Annotated in this window: 10 protein-coding genes; 3 read left to right on the top strand and 7 right to left on the bottom strand. The window is 75.3% G+C overall.

The annotated features are described in order from the left end of the window. Nucleotides 1-99 precede the first annotated feature (99 nt). Both AB0F89_RS22450 and AB0F89_RS22455 read left to right on the top strand, forming a co-directional pair. Nucleotides 100-1,530, top strand: coding sequence for an NDP-hexose 2,3-dehydratase family protein (locus AB0F89_RS22450; protein ID WP_367127508.1), 1,431 nt, complete (start codon nt 100-102; stop codon nt 1,528-1,530). An 11-nt stretch (nt 1,531-1,541) separates the two neighbouring features. Then, nucleotides 1,542-2,675 carry a DegT/DnrJ/EryC1/StrS family aminotransferase gene (locus AB0F89_RS22455; protein WP_367127509.1) on the top strand — a complete coding sequence of 378 codons (1,134 nt, stop codon included), beginning with the start codon at nt 1,542-1,544 and terminating at the stop codon, nt 2,673-2,675. 63 nt (nt 2,676-2,738) lie between these two features. Here the strand turns inward: AB0F89_RS22455 and AB0F89_RS22460 are convergent, their stop codons facing one another. Genes AB0F89_RS22460 through AB0F89_RS22490 form a run of 7 tightly spaced genes read right to left on the bottom strand, consistent with a single transcriptional unit; the run spans nt 2,739 to nt 9,017 of the window. Beyond that, on the bottom strand, nt 2,739-3,506 hold the full coding sequence (locus AB0F89_RS22460; RefSeq protein ID WP_367127510.1) for an ABC transporter permease: 768 nt from the start codon (nt 3,504-3,506) through the stop codon (nt 2,739-2,741). Next, a complete protein-coding gene (locus AB0F89_RS22465; protein WP_367127511.1) occupies nt 3,496-4,476 on the bottom strand; it encodes an ATP-binding cassette domain-containing protein in 981 nt (326 codons plus the stop codon). The genes AB0F89_RS22460 and AB0F89_RS22465 overlap by 11 nt, the downstream gene beginning before the upstream one ends. Then, nucleotides 4,473-5,552, bottom strand: coding sequence for an HAD-IIIC family phosphatase (locus AB0F89_RS22470; RefSeq protein ID WP_367127512.1), 1,080 nt, complete (start codon nt 5,550-5,552; stop codon nt 4,473-4,475). Before AB0F89_RS22470 ends, AB0F89_RS22465 begins: the two co-directional genes overlap by 4 nt. A 19-nt stretch (nt 5,553-5,571) precedes the next feature. Beyond that, nucleotides 5,572-6,678, bottom strand: coding sequence for an acyl-CoA dehydrogenase family protein (locus AB0F89_RS22475; RefSeq protein ID WP_367127513.1), 1,107 nt, complete (start codon nt 6,676-6,678; stop codon nt 5,572-5,574). Then, nucleotides 6,671-6,928: an acyl carrier protein gene (locus tag AB0F89_RS22480; RefSeq protein WP_367127514.1), complete on the bottom strand. Its 258-nt coding sequence runs from the start codon at nt 6,926-6,928 to the stop codon at nt 6,671-6,673. The genes AB0F89_RS22475 and AB0F89_RS22480 overlap by 8 nt, the downstream gene beginning before the upstream one ends. Beyond that, entirely contained in the window at nt 6,925-7,764 is an 840-nt protein-coding gene (locus tag AB0F89_RS22485) for a 3-hydroxyacyl-CoA dehydrogenase family protein (RefSeq protein ID WP_367127515.1), read from the bottom strand. Before AB0F89_RS22485 ends, AB0F89_RS22480 begins: the two co-directional genes overlap by 4 nt. Continuing rightward, nucleotides 7,761-9,017, bottom strand: coding sequence for a glycosyltransferase (locus AB0F89_RS22490; RefSeq protein ID WP_367127516.1), 1,257 nt, complete (start codon nt 9,015-9,017; stop codon nt 7,761-7,763). The genes AB0F89_RS22485 and AB0F89_RS22490 overlap by 4 nt, the downstream gene beginning before the upstream one ends. A 194-nt stretch (nt 9,018-9,211) precedes the next feature. Here AB0F89_RS22490 and AB0F89_RS22495 point away from each other — a divergent pair, with 194 nt between their 5' ends. Then, nucleotides 9,212-18,652, top strand: coding sequence for an SDR family NAD(P)-dependent oxidoreductase (locus tag AB0F89_RS22495; protein ID WP_367127517.1), 9,441 nt, complete (start codon nt 9,212-9,214; stop codon nt 18,650-18,652). Nucleotides 18,653-18,708: the final 56 nt, after the last annotated feature.

Genomic DNA, 18,708 nt, shown 5'->3' on the forward strand with positions numbered 1-18,708 from the left:
ACGACTTCGACGACGTCCACCAGCGTAGGAGCACCGATCTCGGGATTTCCCTAGTGCCGGAACAGGAATCCTGAGGGGCACGCCCACCGAGGAGGAACCGTGCACCCAGTCGCCGAACTCGGTCAGCTGCGCCGATCCGACCCGAGCCGGTCGTCGTGGGTGGAGCGATCGCTGCGGGCGCGCGACGGCGGGGTCCTCGACGACGCCGGCTTCCGCGCGTGGCTCGCCGACCGCAGGCGCGCGCAGTCCCAGCAGGTGCGGCGCGTGCCGCTGACGTCGATGGACCGGTGGGGCTTCGCCCACGAGACCGGCAACCTCGGGCACGTCAGCGGCCGGTTCTTCACCGTGGAGGGCATCCACGTCACCACCGACTCCGGCCCGGTCCGCGAGTGGGCGCAGCCCATCATCAACCAGCCGGAGATCGGCATCCTCGGCATCGCCGTGCGCGAGATCGACGGCCTGCTGCACTGCCTGGTGCAGGCCAAGTGCGAGCCGGGCAACGTCAACGGCATCCAGCTCTCGCCGACCGTGCAGGCCACCCGCAGCAACTACACGCGGGTGCACGGCGGCGCGCAGGTGCCGTACCTGTCGCTGTTCCGCGACGCCGAGCCGTCCCACGTGCTGGCCGACGTGCTCCAGTCCGAGCAGGGCGCCTGGTTCTACCGCAAGCGCAACCGCAACATGGTCGTGGAGGTCGGCGACGACGTCGAGGCGGGCGAGGACTTCTGCTGGCTCACCCTCGGCCAGCTGCTGGCGCTGCTGCGCGAGGACGACCTGGTCAGCATGGACGCGCGCACCGTCCTGTCGTGCATCCCGTACGGCGGCGGAGAGCACGACGACGGCGCGGCCACCCCGTTCGCCGCGGCGCTCCAGCGGTCGCGCAGCGCCGACGAGGGCGGTCTGCACACGACGACCGAGGTGCTGAGCTGGATCACCGGCATGCACGCCGGGCACGAGCTGCACGCCCGCCGCATCCCGCTGTGCACGGTGGCGGACTGGAAGCGCACCGACTACGAGATCGCCCACGTGGACGGCCGCTACTTCAAGGTCGTCGCGGTCGACGTGGTGGCCAACAGCCGCGAGGTGTCGTCCTGGCAGCAGCCGCTGCTCGAACCGGTCGGCACCGGTGTCGCGGCGCTGCTCGTGCGCGAGTTCCACGGCGTGCTGCACGTGCTGGTCAACGCCCACGTCGAGCCCGGCTACCTGGACACGGTGGAACTCGCGCCGACCGTCCAGGCCACCCCCGAGAACTACGCCCACCTGCCCGCCGAGCACCGGCCGCGCTTCCTCGACCTGGTGCTCGCGCCGGACCCGGCGAAGGTCCGCTTCGACACCGTGCTGTCCGAGGAGGGCGGCCGGTTCCTGCACGCCCGCACCCGCTACCTCGTCGTGGAGGACGACTCGGCGCCCGCCCAGGCGCCGCCGGGGTTCCACTGGCTGACCGTGCACCAGCTCGCCGACCTCCTCCAGCACAGCCACTACGTCAACGTGCAGGCCAGGACGCTCTTCGCGTGCCTGCTGGCCGCCTGAAAGGGGAACCGGTGTCCGGAGCGACCCGAAACGGGAACACCCAGTACGTCTGGGGCTACCTGCGTGAGTACGAGGCCGAGCGGGAGGACGTCCTCGCCGCCGTGGACGCCGTGTTCGGCTCCGGGCAGCTCGTGCTGGGACCGGCCGTCGCCGGGTTCGAGGCGGCGTTCGCCGCCTGGCACGGCGTCCCGCACTGCGTCGGCGTCGACAACGGCACCAACGCGCTCGTGCTCGGCCTGCGCGCGCTCGGCATCGGCGCGGGCGACGAGGTGGTCACCGTGTCGAACACCGCCGCGCCCACCGTCGTGGCGATCGACGCCGTCGGCGCGACCCCGGTGTTCGTCGACGTCCACGAGGACACGTACCTGATGGACGTGGACCAGGTCGAGGCGGCCATCACGCCCCGCACCCGCGCGCTGCTGCCCGTGCACCTGTACGGCCAGTGCGTGGACCTGGAGGCGTTGACCGCGATCGCGGACCGGCACGGCCTGCCGGTCCTGGAGGACTGCGCCCAGGCGCACGGCGCGCGGCGCAACGGGGTGCTCGCGGGCGCCACCGGACGCGCGGCGGCGTTCTCCTTCTACCCCACCAAGGTGCTGGGCGCCTACGGCGACGCGGGCGCCACGATCACCTCCGACCCGGGGGTCGACGCGAACCTGCGCCGGCTGCGCTACTACGGGATGGAGGAGGTCTACCACGTCGTCTCGACGCCGGGGTACAACAGCAGGCTGGACGAGGTGCAGGCGGCCATCCTGACCCGCAAGCTGACCCGCCTGGACGACTACGTCGCCGCCCGCCGCGCCATCGCCGCCCGCTACGCCGAGGCGTTGGGCGGCACCGACCTGGTGCTGCCCGCCCTCGCGCCGGGCAACGACCACGTCTACTACGTCTACGTGGTGCGGCACCCGTTGCGGGACAAGGTGGTGGAGGGGATGCGGGAGCACGGCGTGCGGCTGAACATCAGCTACCCGTGGCCGGTGCACCGGCAGAGCGGCTTCGCCCACCTGGGGCTGGAGGAGGGTTCGCTGCCGGTGACCGAGCGGCTGGCCGGCGAGATCTTCTCGCTGCCCATGTACCCGTCGCTGTCGGTCCAGGAGCAGGACCACGTGGTCGAGTCGCTGCTGGACGTGCTCGACCGGGTCTGAGCGGCACGGCGAACGGGGGTGTCGGCTCTGCCGACGCCCCCGTTCCGCGTGGGGAGCCCGGGTTCAGGCGTCGTCGCGGCGCAGCGTCCGCGCGCCCCACCACACCGACGCCGCCGCCATCACGACCAGCAGCACCATCCCGGTGGACAGCGCGTCGAACGTGACGTCACCGCGGAACCCGGCCCGGCCCGCGTCCACCACGTGCGTGAGCGGGTTGAGGCGGGACAGGGTGTAGAGCCACTGCGGCGCGAGGCCGGTGGTGATGGGGATGAGCATGCCGGAGAGCAGCAGCAGCGGCATCAGCACCGTGTTGATCAGGCCGAGGAACGCCTCCTCGTTGCGCAGCACCAGAGCCAGCGCCTGCGACGCGGACGCCAGCGTCACCGACAGCAGCGCCGCGACCAGCAGGATCATCCCGACGCCGACGGGCGTCACGGTCAGGCCGAACAGCAGCGCCGCGATGCCGATGATCAGCAGCGACTGCACGACCGTGTGCACGGTGTTGGTCAGCGTCCGGCCCAGCAGCAGCGCGACCGCGCTCGCCGGGGTGACGCGCAGCCGTTCGAGCAGGCCGCTCTGCCGGTCCGACAGCAGCGCGAACCCGGCGAACGACGCGCTGAACAGCGCCAGCTGCACGATCAGGGCCGGGGTGAAGACGGTCCAGCTGTCACCCGGCGGGAACCCGGGCATCGCCCCGACCAGCTTCTCCATCAGCGGCCCGAACAGCAGCAGGAAGAACAGCGGTTGCGTCATGGCCACGGCGATCAGGCCGGGGTTGCGCAGCGACGGCAGCAGCTCCATGCGGAACAGCAGCCCGGTGTCACGCAGCACTGCCGACCTCCTCGGTGGGTGGCGCCTCGCCCGCCTCGCGCAGCGCGCGGCCGGTGAGGTCGAGGAACACGTCGTCCAGCGTGGGCCGGTGCAGCTGCACCGACCGCAGCGGCACGCGGGCCGCGTCCAGCGCCCGCAGCACGACCGGCAGCGCGGTCTCGCCGTCACGCACCCGGCAGCGCACGCCGTCCGGTCCGGTGTGGACGTCGCCGACGCCGGGCACCCCGGCCAGGCAGCGCACCGCGTCGTCCACCCCGTCCACGCCGAGCAGCAGCGTGTCACCGCCGAGGGCGCGCTTGAGCTCGTCGGGCGACCCGGACGCGACCACCAGGCCCCGGTCGACCACCAGCACGCGGTCGGCCAGCGAGTCGGCCTCGTCCAGGTAGTGCGTGGTCACCACGACGGTGATGCCGCGCTGCTCGCGCAGCCGCCGGATGTGCTGCCACAGGTTCGCCCGGCTCTGCGGGTCCAGGCTGGTGGTCGGCTCGTCCAGGAACACCAGCCGCGGCTCGTGGATCAGGCCGAGCGCGAGGTCCAGTCGACGGCGCTGCCCGCCGGACAAGGTCTTGCTGACCCGCCCGCCCAGGCCGTTGAGGTCCAGCTCGGCGGCCAGCCGCTCCGCCCGCCGCGTCGACTCGGCCTTGGCCAGGCCGTGGATGCGGCCCTGCAGCACCAGGTCCTCCAGCACCCGGCAGTCCGGGGCCGCCCCGCCGTGCTGGGCGACGTAGCCGATCCGGCGGCGCACCCCGTTCGGGTCCGCGACCAGGTCGCACCCGGCGACCCGGGCCGTGCCGGCGGTCGGCCGCAGCAGGGTGGTGAGCATCCGCAGCGTCGTGGTCTTGCCCGCGCCGTTGGGCCCGAGCAGGGCGACGATCTCCCCGGCGGCCACGTCGAGGTCCACGCCGCGCACCGCTTCGACGACGCCGCGCCGCGTGGTGTAGCTGCGGGCCAACCCGCGCGCGGTGATCACCGGACCGCCGCCGTCATCAGCTCGGGCGCGTACAGGGCCATCGTGGCGGGCGGCGGCTGCGGCGCGGGCTCCAGGTGCAGGCGCCGCACGCCGTCCTCCACGGCGATCACCCCACCGCACGGGCACGGGTCGTCGGTGTAGCCGGAGAACCGGTAGGCCACCTCCATCACCCGGTTGCGCTCGGTGCGCCGGAAGTCGGCGGCCAGGTGCACGCCCGCCCGGTACGCCTGGTCGGCCAGCCACGCCAGGATCACCGCGCCCGCGCCGAACGCGACCACCCGGCACGAGGTGGCGAGCAGCTTGAGCCGCCACACCCGGTCGTGCTTCTCGATCAGCAGCACGCCGATCGCGCCGTGCGCGCCGAACCGGTCGTCCATCGTGGCCACCAGCACCTCGTGCGCCGGGTCGTCCAGCAGGGCGCGCAGCGCGGCGTCGGGGTAGTGGACGCCGGTGGCGTTCATCTGGCTGGTGCGCAGGGTCAGCTCGGCGACGCGGGTCAGGTCCTCCGGCCCGGCGCGGCGGATGCCCATGCGCATCTCCAGCGAGCGCAGGAAGTCCTCGTCCGCCCCGGCGAACTCCTCCTTGGCCCTGATCCGCCGCCGTCCCGCCAGGTACATGGCGCGGCGGCGGCGCGAGTCCTCGGTGATCGCGTCGGGCGTGAAGTCGGGCAGGTCGAGCAGGCCCGGCACGTCCTCGTGGGTGAAGCAGCGCACCTCGGGCAGGTGGTGGGCGACCTCGGCGCGCTCGGCGGGCTGGTCGTCCACGAACGCGATCGTGCCGAGCGCGAAGCCCAGCTCGTCCGCGATCTCCCGCACCGCGGCCGACTTCGGGCCCCACCCGATGCGGGGCGCCACGAAGTACTCGGCCACGCCGAGCGCTTCCAGCCGGGCCCAGGCGTGGTCGTGGTCGTTGCGGCTGGCGACGGCCTGGAGCACGCCCCGCTCGTCCAGGGCGGTGATGGTGCGCAGCACGTCGTCGCGCAGCGCACCACCGCCGTCCTCCAGCAGGGTGCCCTGCCACAGCGTGTTGTCCAGGTCCCACACCAGGCACTTGACCAGCGCGGTCGATCGGTCCACCGGAGTCCTCCCGGGACGGTCAGCGCGCCGCGTCGACGGCGTGGCGCGCGAGGATGAGCTGGCAGATCTCGCTGGTGCCCTCGATGATCTCCATGAGCTTGGCGTCGCGGTGCGCCCGCGCCACCGGGTGCCCGTCGCGGGCCGCCGCGGAGCCGAGGACCTGCACGGCCGACGCGGCGCCGCGCGCGGCGAGGGTCGCGGCGGTGTGCTTGGCCAGCACCGCCGCCACGACCTGGTCGGGCGAGCGGGCGTCCACCGCGTCGGCGGCGTGCTCGCAGGCGTGCGTCGCCGACCGCTCGGCCACCAGCAGCTCGGCCAGGCGCCGGGCGACGAGCTGGTGCTCGGCCAGCGGCACGCCGAACTGCTCGCGGGTCGCCGCGTGCCGGGACGCCTCGGCCAGGCAGGCGCGCAGGATGCCCACGCAGCCCCACGCCACCGACATCCGGCCGTGCTGGAGCGCGGCCGTGACCAGCAGCGGCAACGGCTGCCCGCCACCGCCCAGCACGGCCGACGCGGGCAGCCGCACGTCGTCCAGCCGCACGTCGGCGTGCCCGGCGGCCCGGCACCCGCTCGGCGCGACCACCGGCGTGATCGTCACGCCCGGCGCGTCGGCGGGCACGACGACCGCCGCCGCGCCGTCGCCCTGGCGGGCGACCACGACGACCAGGTCGGCGTAGGCGGCGGCGGTGATCCACGTCTTGAACCCGGTGACCACGACCTCGTCACCGTCGCGGCGCGCCTCGGTGGTGATCGCCGACAGGTCGCTGCCCGCGCCCGGCTCGCTGAACGCGGCGGCGGCGAGCGCGCCCGACGTGAGCCGGGTCAGGTGCTCGCGGCGCTGGTCGGCGTCACCGAGGCGGGCGATGGTGCCGGCGGCCATCGACTGCGAGGTCAGCACGCTGCGCACGGAGCCGCACCGGCTGCCCAGGTGCGCGGTGAACTCGCCGGTCCACCGGCTGTCCCGGCCCAGCCCGCCGTGCTCGGGGCCCACCTGCGGGCACAGCAGCCCGGCCGCGCCGAGCTGGCGCAGCACGTCCCGCGGCACCGCGCCCGCGAGGTCCCAGCCGCCCGCGGCCGGGGCGACCAGGTCGTCCACCAGCGCGCGCGGGTCCGCCCGCTCAGGCACCGGCTCGCAGCCGGGTGACCAGCTCGGTCATCCGGTCGACCGTGCGGAAGTTGTCCAGGCGCAGGTCCGAGCCGGTGATCGCGATGTCGAACGCCTGCTCGACGTGCACGATCAGCTCCATCGCGAAGATCGAGGACACCAGGCCGGAGGCGAACAGGTCCTGGTCCGGCGGGACGTCGACCTTGGTGCGGTCCTTGAGGAACGCGGTGATGGGACCAGCGATGTCCGCCGAAGTCAGCTCGACCGTCACGGCAGCACCTTTCCGTAGTCGTGGAAACCCCGGCCGCTCTTGCGGCCCAGGTGGCCCGCGGCGACCTTGGCCAGCAGCAGCTCGCACGGCGCGTGCGAGGCGATCCCGGTGCGCTCGGCCAGCGCGCGCAGGGCGTCGGCGAGGTTGTCCAGGCCGATGAGGTCCGCGGTGGCCAGGGGACCGGTGGGGTGGCCGAGGCAGCCGCGCATCAGCTCGTCCACCTGCTCGGCGGTCGCGGTGCCCTCCTGCACGACCCGCGCCGCGTCGTTGATCATCGGGTGCAGCAGCCGGCTGGTGACGAAGCCGGGCGCGTCGCGGACCACGACCGACTCGCGGCGCAGCCGCGCCAGCAGGGCCAGCACGGCGTCCAGCGCGTGCGCGCCGGTGCGCCTGCCGCGCACCACCTCGGAGGTGCCGATGAGCCAGGTGGGGTTCATGAAGTGCACGCCGACCAGGTCGGCCGGCTCGGCGACGGCGTCCGCCAGCTCGTCGATCGGGATGCCGGAGGTGTTGGACACCAGCGGCGTGCCCGGCGCGACGATCCCGCTCAGCTCGGCCAGCAGCTTGGCCTTGGCCCGCTCGTCCTCGGTGATCGCCTCGATGACCAGCTCGGCGGTCGCGGCGGCCGACGGGTCGGTGGCGGTGGTCAGCCCGGCCGGCGGCACGTCGGGGAAGGAACCCATGAGCGCGCCATGGCGCAGGTACCCGCGCACGCGGGTCGCGGCGTCGTCCACGGTGGCCCGGTCGAGGTCGACCAGGGTCACCGGCACGCCGTGCCCGAGGGCCAGCGCCGCGATGCCGGACCCCATCGTGCCCGCGCCGAAGATCGCGATCACGCGGCGGTCCCGGCGCCCGCCAGGTACTTCTCCACCACGTCGGCGGCGGTGGCCAGGCCCGTCTCGCCCGCCATCGCCTCGCCCAGCGCGGCCGAGCGCTCGCGCATCCGGTCGTCGGCGACCGCCTCGGCCACCGCGGCGACCAGGCCGTCGCGGGTGAGGCGGTGCAGCGGCAGGGGAGCGGGGCTCACGCCGAGGCCGTGCATCCGCCGCGCCCAGAACGGGTTGTCGAACACCGCCGGGACCGTGACCTGCGGGATGCCCGCGCGCAACGCCGAACCGGCCGTGCCGCAGCCGCCGTGGTGCACGACCGCCGCGCAGCGCGGCATCAGCCAGCCGTAGTCGACCTCGGTCGCCCGGAACACGTCGTCGGGCAGCTCGCGGTCGTTGCCGCCGACCACCACCAGCGGCCGGCCCGCCCCGCGCGCCGCGTCGATCGCCCAGTCCACGGTCCGGTCGGCGTCGTGCACCGGCCACGTGCTGCCGAGCGTGAGCAGGACGGGCGGCGCCTGCGTGACGAAGTCGGCCAGGTCGGCGGGCGGGTTCCACCACTCGCGGTCGTGGAACCAGTAGCCGGTGACGTGCGCCTGGTCCGGCCAGTCCGCCGGCCGCGGCACGACGACGTCGCTGAACGGGTACAGCAGCGGCCGGTCGCGGCCGATCTCGCCGAACCGGGACCTGCCCTTCAGCGCCGTGCCGCCGACGCGCTCCACGTACTTGTTGGCCATCCAGCACATCGACGTCCACTGGAACGTGTCGAAGAACCGGTGCGTGAGCTTGTTGTAGCCGCCGCCCCACGGCCGCGGCTTCGCCTGGTAGGCGGGGAAGTCCCGGGTGGGCGTCATGGGGATCCACGACACCGAGCACCACGGCCGGTCGGCCTCGGTGAAACCGGCGATGTGCGTCAGCGGCGCCGTCACGACGAGGTCGGCGTCCGCGCTCGCGGCGCGCATGCCCTCGAACATCGTCACCACCTCGTCGTCGGTGGGCGGCTGCACCGACCGCACGGTGCGCACGAACGACGGGCCCTTGCGGATCGCGGCGTTCATGCCCGGCTGGCTGAACAGGTCCTCGCGCATCCCCGGCGGCGGTTCGACGGCGTGGAAGTCGAGGTCGGCGTCCTCGACCAGGCCGCGGAACGACGGCGCGGTGCCGATCCGCACGTCGTGGCCGCGCCCGCGCAGGGTCCGGCCGAGGGCGACCAGCGGCTGCACGTCGCCGCGGGTGCCGAACGTCAGCATCGTGATCCTCATGGGCACCTTCGCCTGGGTTGGGTGTGCCTGGACTGCCGAGCGTGACGATAGGGACGCATGTCTGGGGAAATCGCCAGAAAGGCGCGCCCCGCGCCGGCCGCCCGGCACCGAGACTGGGGAGGGCATCGACGACCCACCGCGACCGTCGGCCCGGCCGGGCCCGTGGTCGCCGCGCGCACCAGCGGGAGCCAGTCGTGACCCCAGCACCAGCACCCACACCGGACCGCGCCCGCACCGCCGTCGCGGTGATCGGCCTGTCGTGCAGGCTGCCCTCGGCGCCCGACCCCGAGGCGTTCTGGCGACTGCTGCGGTCCGGGACCGACGCCGTCGCCACCGTGCCCGGTCGCGGCACCGGCGGGTTCCTGTCCGCTGTGGACGCCTTCGACGCGGCGTTCTTCGGCATCTCGCCGCGCGAGGCGCGCGCGATGGACCCGCAGCACCGGCTGGCGCTCGAACTGGGCTGGGAGGCGTTGGAGCACGCGGGCGTGGCCGCCGACTCGGTGCACGGCACCGACACCGCCGTGTTCCTGGGCGCGATGGCCGACGACTACGCCGTGCTCACCCGCGCCGCGGGCGCGATCGGCCCGCACACCCTGACCGGCCTGCACCGGGCGTCCGCCGCGACCCGGCTGTCCCACCTGCTCGGGCTGCGCGGCCCCAGCATGGTGGTCGACACCGGCCAGTCGTCGTCGCTGGTCGCCGTGCACCTGGCGGCGGAGAGCCTGCGGCGCGGCGAGTCGGTGCTGGCGCTGGCGGGCGGCGTGCAGCTCAACCTCGCCCCCGACGGCGTCGAGGTGGTCCAGCGGTTCGGCGCGCTGTCACCCGACCACCGCTGCCACACGTTCGACGCCCGCGCCAACGGCTACGTGCGCGGCGAGGGCGGCGGGGTCGTGGTGCTGAAGATGCTGGCCGACGCGCTGGCCGACGGCGACGACGTGCTGGCCGTCATCGAGGGCTCGGCGGTGAACAACGACGGCCCGGCCGAGGGGCTGACCGTGCCCAGCGCGCGGGCGCAGGCCGACCTGGCCCGGTTGGCCTGCCGGCGGGCCGGGATCGACCCGGCGCAGGTCGGGTACGTGGAGCTGCACGGCACCGGCACCAGGGTCGGCGACCCGGTCGAGGCCGCCGCCCTCGGCGAGGTGTACGGGCGGGCGCGGGCGCACGGGCCGCTGCTCGTGGGGTCGGCCAAGACCAACGTCGGCCACCTGGAGGGCGCGGCGGGCGTGACCGGGCTGCTGAAGGCGGTGCTGGGGCTGCGGCACGGCGTCGTGCCGCCCAGCCTGCACTTCACCGAGCCCAACCCGGACATCCGGTTCGACGAGTGGAACCTGGAGGTGGCGACGTCGGCCGTGCCGTGGCCGGTGTCCGGCGGTCGGCTGCTGGGCGGGGTGTCGTCGTTCGGCGTGTCGGGCACGAACTGCCACCTGGTGCTGTCGGCCGACCCGCGCGGGGCGGAGCCGGAGCGGGAACCGGTCGACGCGCCGTTCTGGTTGCTCACCGCCCGCGACCCGGAGGCGCTGGAGGCCCAGGCGGCGCGGTTGCTGCCGCACGTGCCGTCGCTGTCGCCCGCCGACGTCGGGCACACGCTGGCCACGCGCCGGGCGCTGCTGCCGCACCGGGCCGCCGTGCTCGGGCCGGACCTGGCGGCCGGGTTGGCGTCGCTCGCGTCCGGCGAGCCCGCTGCCGGGGTGGTGCGCGGCGCGGTGGTGGCCGGTGGGCCGGTGTTCGTGTTCCCCGGTCAGGGGTCGCAGTGGGCGGGCATGGGGCGGGAGCTGCTGGGGTGGCCCGCGTTCGCCGAGGAGCTGGGTCGGTGCGACGAGGCGCTGTCGGCGTTCGTGGACTTCTCCGTCGCCGCCGTGCTGCGGGAGGACGACGGCGCGCCGCCGTTGAGCCGGGTGGACGTCGTGCAGCCCGTGCTGTGGGCGGTGATGGTGTCGCTGGCGGCGGTGTGGCGGTCGTTCGGCGTGGAGCCGGTCGCGGTCGTCGGGCACTCGCAGGGCGAGGTGGCGGCGGCGTGCGTGGCGGGCGCGTTGTCGTTGGAGGACGGCGCGCGGGTCGTGGCGCTGCGCAGTGCGGTGATCGCCGGGACGTTGGCCGGTGGGGGCGGGATGGTGTCCGTCGCGCTGCCGGAGGACGAGGTGCGGGCGGGGCTCGTGCCGTGGGGTGGGCGGTTGGAGGTGGCGGCGGTCAACGGGCCGTCGTCGGTGGTGGTGACCGGTGAGGCCGAGGCGGTCTCGGAGTTCGTGGAGGCGTGGCGGCACACCGGGAGGGTTCGGCGGGTGGAGGTCGACTACGCGTCGCACTCGCCGATGGTCGAGTCGGTGCGTTCGCGGTTGGTCGAGCTGCTGGGGCCGGTGCGGCCGCGCACTGGGACCGTGCCGTTCTACTCGACGGTGACGGGTGGGGAGTTGGACACGGCGGGGCTGGACGGCTCGTACTGGTACCGGAACCTGCGGCAGATGGTGCGGTTCCGGTCGGTGGTGGACGGGTTGCTCGGTGCGGGGCACCACCTCTTCGTGGAAGTGAGCCCGCACCCGGTGTTGACGGGTGGTGTTCGCGACACGGCCGGTGAGCGGGCGGTGGCGGCGGTGGGGACGTTGCGGCGCGGGGAGGGTGGGGTGGCGCGGGTGCTCGCGTCGGTGGCTGCGGTGGCGGTGCACGGTGGGGTGGTTGATTTCGGGGTGCTGTACGGGGGTGGGGGGCGGGTTGGGTTGCCGGGGTATGCGTTCCAGCGGGAGAGGTACTGGGTGGGGGAGGAGGACGGGCCGGTCGCGGTGGTGTCGCGGCGGTTCGAGCCGGGGGCTGCGCTGCGGACGGTGCGGGGTGAGTGCGCGGTGGTGCTGGGGTTGCGCGAGGTGGACCGGGTGCTGGTCGACGAGCCGCTGCGGGCGCAGGGCTTCGACTCCACGATGGTGGTGGAATTGGCCGCCAGACTGCGTGAGACCACGGGTGTCGAGGTGACGGCCGCGCTGATCTACGACCACCCCACCCCTCGCCAACTAGCCGCCCACCTGGCGAAATCCGCCTCCACCGCTGCTTCCACCACCGCCACCACAACCACTACCGCCGCTACTGAATCTAGCACCGCTAGAAATCCTGCCACCGCTCCCGCTGCTATCACCACTACCGCTCTCACCAACGCCACCGACCCAGCAACCGCCCCCAAACCCTCCGCCGCTGCCGCCGACGCAGCCGCCGACGACGTAGCAATCGCCACCCGATCCGCCGTCGACGCCGGCGCTGCTACCGATGCGGCTGCTGCTGCGAACACCGCCGCTGCTACCAATACCGCCGCTGCCATCGGTGACGCCGCTGCCGTCGGTGCCGGTGCCTCCATTGCCGATGCTGTCGCTGCTACTATTTCTAGCAGTGCTAGCGATGGGGTTGGTGGGCGTGGTGCCGGCGGTGAGGTCGGCGCCCTTTCTGGCATCGCTATGAGTTCTAGCGGTGATAGAAATGCTAGCGGTGCTAATGGCCGGGTTGAGGGCGCTGTTGATGAGCCCATCGCGATCGTCGGCATGGCGTGTCGGTTGCCCGGCGGCGTGGATTCGCCTGAAGCGTTGTGGCGCCTCGTCGCCGAAGGTGTGGACGCGGTGTCCCCGATGCCCGCCGACCGGGGCTGGAGCCCGGCGGTGACCGGTGCGGGCAGGGCAGGCGGGTTCCTCGCCGACGTGGCCGGCTTCGACGCCGACTTCTTCGGCATCGCGCCGCGCGAGGCGTCGGCGATGGATCCGCAGCAGCGGCTCGCGCTGGAGGTCGCCTGGGAAGCCGTCGAACGGGCCCGGCTCGCTCCGACGGCACTGCGCGGCACGCGCACCGGGGTGTTCCTCGGCTCGATGGCACAGGACTACGGACCGCCGCTGCACCGCACCTCCGGCGAAACCGAGGGCTTCGCGCTCACCGGCACCACCCCGAGCGTCCTGTCCGGCCGCATCGCCTACGTCCTCGGCCTCACCGGCCCCGCGCTCACCGTCGACACCGCCTGCTCGTCCTCCCTGGTCGCCCTGCACCTCGCCGCCCAATCACTCCGCGCCGGCGACTGCGACCTCGCCCTGGCGGGCGGCGTCACGGTGATGTCCGAGCCCGGCCTGTTCGTGGAGTTCGCCAAGCAGGACGGCCTGTCGCCGGACGGCCGGTGCAAGGCGTTCGCCGAGGCCGCCGACGGCACCGGGTGGGCCGAGGGCGTCGGCGTGCTGGTGGTCGCCCGGCTGTCCGAGGCACGCCGGCGCGGCCTGCCGGTGCTGGCGGTGCTGCGCGGCAGCGCGGTGAACTCCGACGGCGCGTCCAACGGCCTCACCGCACCCAGCGGCACGGCGCAGCGCGAGGTGATCGGCGCGGCCCTCCGCCGGGCCGGGCTCGCCCCGGCGGACGTGGACGTGGTCGAGGCGCACGGCACGGGCACCCGGCTCGGTGACCCGATCGAGGCGGGCGCGCTGCTCTCCGCCTACGGCCGTGACCGCGCCGAGCCGCTGTGGCTGGGCTCGCTCAAGTCGAACATCGGCCACACCCAGGCCGCCGCCGGGGTGGCCGGCGTGATCAAGCTGGTGCAGGCGATGCGCCACGGCTCCGTGCCCGCGACCCTGCACGTGGACGCGCCGTCGTCCCGGGTGGACTGGTCGGCGGGCTCGGTGCGGCTGGTCACCGAACCCCGCGAGTGGCCGCGCGACGACCGGCCCCGGCGGGGCGCGGTGTCGTCGTTCGGCATCAGCGGCACCAACGCGCACGTCGTGCTGGAAGAGGGCGACGCCCAGGACGCGCCACCCACCGCGGACACCGCCCGGGTGGTGCCGTGGGTGCTGTCCGCCCGCAGCCCGGAAGCGTTGCGCCACCAGGCCCAGCGACTGACCACTGTGGACGGCAGACCTGCCGACGTGGCGGTGTCGCTGGCCACCACGCGCGGCCACCTGCGGCACCGGGCGGCGGTGGTCGCCGAGGACCGGGTGGCGGCGTTGGCGGCGTTGGCGGCGGGTGAGTCGGCCGAGGGCGTGCTGGTGGACACCGCCGTTCCCGTGCCCGCCACCGCCTTCCTGTTCGCCGGGCAGGGTGCGCAGCGGCTCGGCGCGGGCGCGGGGCTGGCCGCCGCGCACCCGGTGTTCGCCGACGCGCTGGCCGAGGTGTGCGACCTGCTCGACCCGCACCTGCCGCGCCCGCTGCGCGACGTCCTGTTCGGCGCGGACGCGGCGGCCCTGGACGACACCGGCTTCGCCCAGCCCGCCCTGTTCGCGCTCGGCGTCGCGATGGCCCGCCTGCTGGAGTCGTGGGGCGTCCGGCCGGACGCCGTGGTCGGCCACTCGGTCGGCGAGGTCGCCGCCGCGCACGTCGCGGGCGTGCTGTCGCTGCCGGACGCGTGCGCCCTGGTCGCCGCGCGGGGCACGCTGATGGCCGCCCTGCCACCCGGCGGCGCGATGGTCGCGGTGCGGGCCGGGCTGGACGACGTGCGGCCGGCCCTGGCGCACGGGCTGGTCGTCGCGGCGGTCAACGGGCCGCGCTCGGTCGTGCTGTCCGGCGAGGTGGACGCGGTGGCCGCGGCCGCCGCCGAACTCACCGCGCGCGGTCACCGGGCACGCGTGCTGCGGGTCAGCCACGCCTTCCACTCGCCGCTGATGGACCCGATGCTCGACCGGTTCCGCGAGGTCGTCGCCGGGTTGACCCCGCACGCCCCGCGCGTGCCGCTGATCTCCACCCTGACCGGCGCGCGCGTCGACGTCACCGACCCCGAGCACTGGGTGCGGCAGGTCCGCGAGCCCGTGCTGTTCGCCGACGCCGTCCGCGCCCTGGCCGACCTCGACGTCACGATCGCCCTCGACACCGGCCCGGACGGCTCGCTCGCCGCGATGGCGCAGGAGGCCGTCGAGGGTTCCCGGGGCGACGGCCTGGCGTGCGCGCCGACCCTGCGCAAGGGCCGCGACGAGGACCACGCGGTGGCTGAGGCGGTGGCCCGGCTGCACGTCCACGGCGTCGACGTCGACTGGGCGGCGTTCTGCGCCGGCACCGGCGGGCGCGTGGTCGACCTGCCGACCTACCCGTTCCGGCACGAGCGGTTCTGGTCGTCCGCGCCGGCCGCCGAGGTGTCGACCGTGGGCCTGCGGGTGCCCGGCCACCCGCTGCTCGGCGCGGCCACCGAGCTGCCCGGCACCGGCGGCGCGGTGCTCACCGGACGGCTGTCCGCGCACACCCAGCCGTGGCTCGCCGAGCACGTGGTGGGCGGCGCGGTGCTGCTGCCCGGTGCGGCGCTGGCCGAACTGGCGGTGCGCGCGGCCGACGAGGTCGGTGTGCCCGCGGTGGACGAGCTGACCCTGGAGGCGCCGCTCGTGCTGGGGGACGACCCGGTGACCGTGCAGGTCGTCGTGGACGGACCGGACGAGGACGGGCGGCGGGCGCTGTCGGTGCACGGCCGCGTCGGCGAGCACGGGCCGTGGACCAGGCACGCCCGCGGCGTGCTGGCCCCGACCGCCGCGCCCGTGCCGGACCTCGCGGGCGCGTGGCCGCCGCCGGGCGCGCGACCCGTGCCGCTGGAGGACTTCTACGAGCGCGTGGCCGCCGACGGGTTCGCCTACGGCCCGGCGTTCCGCGGCCTGCGCGCGGCGTGGCGGCGGGGTGACGAGGTGTTCGCCGAGGTGGCGGGCGCGGTCGAGACGGTCGGCTCCGACCGGTTCGCGCTGCACCCCGCCGTGCTCGACGCGGCCCTGCACGCCACCGCGCTGCTCACCGATCCCGCCCGGCTGCCCGGCCTGCCGTTCGCCTGGACCGGCTTGCGACTGCACGCCGCCGGCGCGACCGAGCTGCGGGTGCGGGTCACCGGCGTGGGACCGGGCGAGGTGGAGCTGGTCCTCGCCGACGCCACCGGCGCGCCGGTCGCCGCCGTCGACCGGCTCGTGCTGCGGGAGGCGCCGACCGGCGCGGCCCGGCCGGGTCCGGAGGCGTTGTTCCGGCTCGACTGGACCCCGGCGCCCGCCCGCGCGGTGCCCGCCGACTCCGTCGTGGTGGGGGAGGACCCGTTCGGCCTGCCCGCCGCCGACCGCTACCCGGACGTCGCCGCGCTGGTCAAGGCCGTCGCGGCGCGCGAGGTCACGCCGGCGCTGGCGCTGCTGCCCGCCTCGGGCGACGAGGTGGCCCGGGTGCTCGCCGAGCTGAGGCTGTGGCGCGAGCACGACCTGCCCTTCCCGCTGGCCGTGGTGACGCGGGGCGCGGTGGCCGTCGAGCCGGGCGAGTCGGTGCGCGATCCCGACGCCGCGGCGGTGTGGGGGCTGGTGCGCTCGGCGCAGGCGGAGGACCCGGGCCGGCTGCTCCTGGTGGACGTCGACGACGGCCCACCGCTGCTCGCCGACGAACCGCAGGCGGCGGTGCGGGCCGGCGCGGCGAAGGTCGCCCGACTGGCCCGCTGCCGCGCCGACGACGCCCTCACCCCGCCGGACGGCGCCTGGCGCTTGGACACCACCGCGCCCGGAACGCTGGACGCACTGGTGCTGCGCGCCCTGGACGCGCCCACACCTGAACCTGCTCCGGGCACGGTCCGGGTCGGTGTCCGGGCGGCCGGGGTGAACTTCCGGGACGTGCTCACCGCCCTCGGTCGCTACCCCGGCGAGCCGGGGCCGATGGGCATCGAGGGCGCGGGCGTCGTGCTCGCGGTCGGCGCGGGCGTGACCGACCTCGCCGTCGGCGACCGGGTGATGGGCCTGTTCGCGGGCGCGTTCGGCCCCGTCGCCGACACCCACCGGGACCTGCTCGCCCCCGTGCCCGCCGACTGGTCCTGGGTGCGGGCGGCGGCGACGCCGGTGGTCTTCCTCACCGCCTACCACGCGCTGGTCGAGGTCGCGGGCGTTCGACCCGGGCAGTCCGTGCTGGTGCACGCGGGCGCGGGCGGGGTCGGGATGGCCGCCGTCCAGCTCGCGCGCCACCTCGGGGCGGACGTGTTCGCCACCGCCTCCCCGACCAAGTGGGGCGCGCTGCGGGCCCTCGGGCTCGCCGACGACCGGATCGCGTCGTCCCGGACCCTGGAGTTCGCGACGCGGTTCCGCGCCGCCACCGGTGGCCGGGGCGTGGACGTCGTGCTGAACTGCCTGGCGGGCGAGTTCACCGACGCCTCCCTGGACCTGGTCGCGCCCGGCGGGAAGTTCGTCGAGCTGGGCAAGACCGACCCGCGCGACCCGGCCGACGTGGACTACACCGCGTTCGACCTGCTGGAGCTGCCCCCCGCGCGGATCGCGCCGATGCTGGCCGCGCTGGGCGGGCTGTTCGACGCGGGCGCGCTCACCCCGCTGCCCACCTCGGTCTGGGACGCGCGCCGCGCGCCCGAGGCGTTTCGGCACGTCAGCCGCGCCAAGCACGTCGGCAAGGTGGTGCTCACCGTGCCCCGGCCGTGGGACCCGGACGGCGCCGTGCTGATCACCGGCGGCTTCGGCGGGCTCGGGCTCGCGCTGGCCCGCCACCTCGTCGTCGACCGCGGCGTCACGCGCCTGGTGCTCGTCGGGCGCAGCGGTGGCGCGGGCCGGGAGGACGAGCTGGCCGCGCTGCGCGACCTGGGCGCGGAGGTGACCGCGGCGGCGTGCGACGTGGCCGACCCGGACGCGGTCGCCGCGCTCGTCGCGGGCGTCCCCGACCTCACGGCCGTGGTGCACGCGGCGGGCATCCTGGACGACGGACTGCTGGACGCGCTCACCCCGGACCGGCTGGCGGCCGTGCTGCGGCCCAAGGTGGACGGCGCCCGGGTGCTGCGCGAGGCGACCCGGCGCCTGGACCTGGCCGCGTTCGTGACCTACTCGTCGGTCGTCGGCACGCTCGGCGCCGCCGGGCAGGCCGCTTACGCCGCCGCGAACGCCCACCTCGACGCCCTGGTCCACCGCTGGCACGCCGAGGGCCTGCCCGCCCGGTCCCTCGCCTGGGGGCCGTGGACGAGCGAGGCGGGCATGACCGGCGGGCTCACCGACGCCGACCTGGCCCGCCTCACCCGGCACACCCCGCCGCTGGACGTCGCGCACGGCCTCGCCCTGTTCGACGCGGCGCTGGCGTGGACCGACCCGGCGGTCGTGGCGGCCAGGGTCGACGTGGACGCGATCACCGCCGACGCCGCGCCCGCCCTGCGCGGCCTGGGGCGCACCACCCGGCCCGTCGCCGTCGCGCCCGCCGCGTCCGGCGCGGCCGACCGGCTCGCCGCGCTGCCCGCGCCCGACCGCACCGCCGCCGCGCTCGACCTGGTGCGCCGCGAGGCCGCCGTCGTGCTCGGCCTGCCCGGACCCGAGCGGGTCGCGCCCGACCGGTCGTTCCGGGACACCGGGTTCGACTCGCTCACCGGGTTGGAGCTGCGCAACCGGCTCGGCGGCGCGACCGGCGCTCGGCTCGCGCCGACCGCCGTGTTCGACCACCCCACTCCTGCCGCGCTGGCCGGCCTGCTGCTCGCCGAGCTGGGCCTCGCCGAGACCTCCGAGCGGGCCGCCATCCTGGTCGAGCTGGACCGGCTGGACGCCCTGTGCTCGCAGGTCGAGCCGGACGCCGAGCTGCACCACCAGGTCGCGCTGCGGCTGACCTCGCTGCGGACCCGATGGGGCGTGCGCGACGAGCCCGCCGACTTCGACTTCGACCTGGCGGGCGACGACGAGGTGTTCGAGCTGCTGGACCACGAGCTGGGGCTCTCCTAGGGGCGCCGCGACTCTAGGGATTTCCCGGCGATCACCCATCGAGACTGAGCGGACGC

It is taken from the genome of Saccharothrix sp. HUAS TT1 (assembly GCF_040744945.1).
GTDB lineage: Bacteria > Actinomycetota > Actinomycetes > Mycobacteriales > Pseudonocardiaceae > Actinosynnema.

Bases quoted from the DNA above. Each gene is read 5' to 3' on its own strand.
- AB0F89_RS22490 (WP_367127516.1), bottom strand. From the start codon at position 9,017: ATGAGGATCACGATGCTGACGTTCGGCACCCGCGGCGACGTGCAGCCG.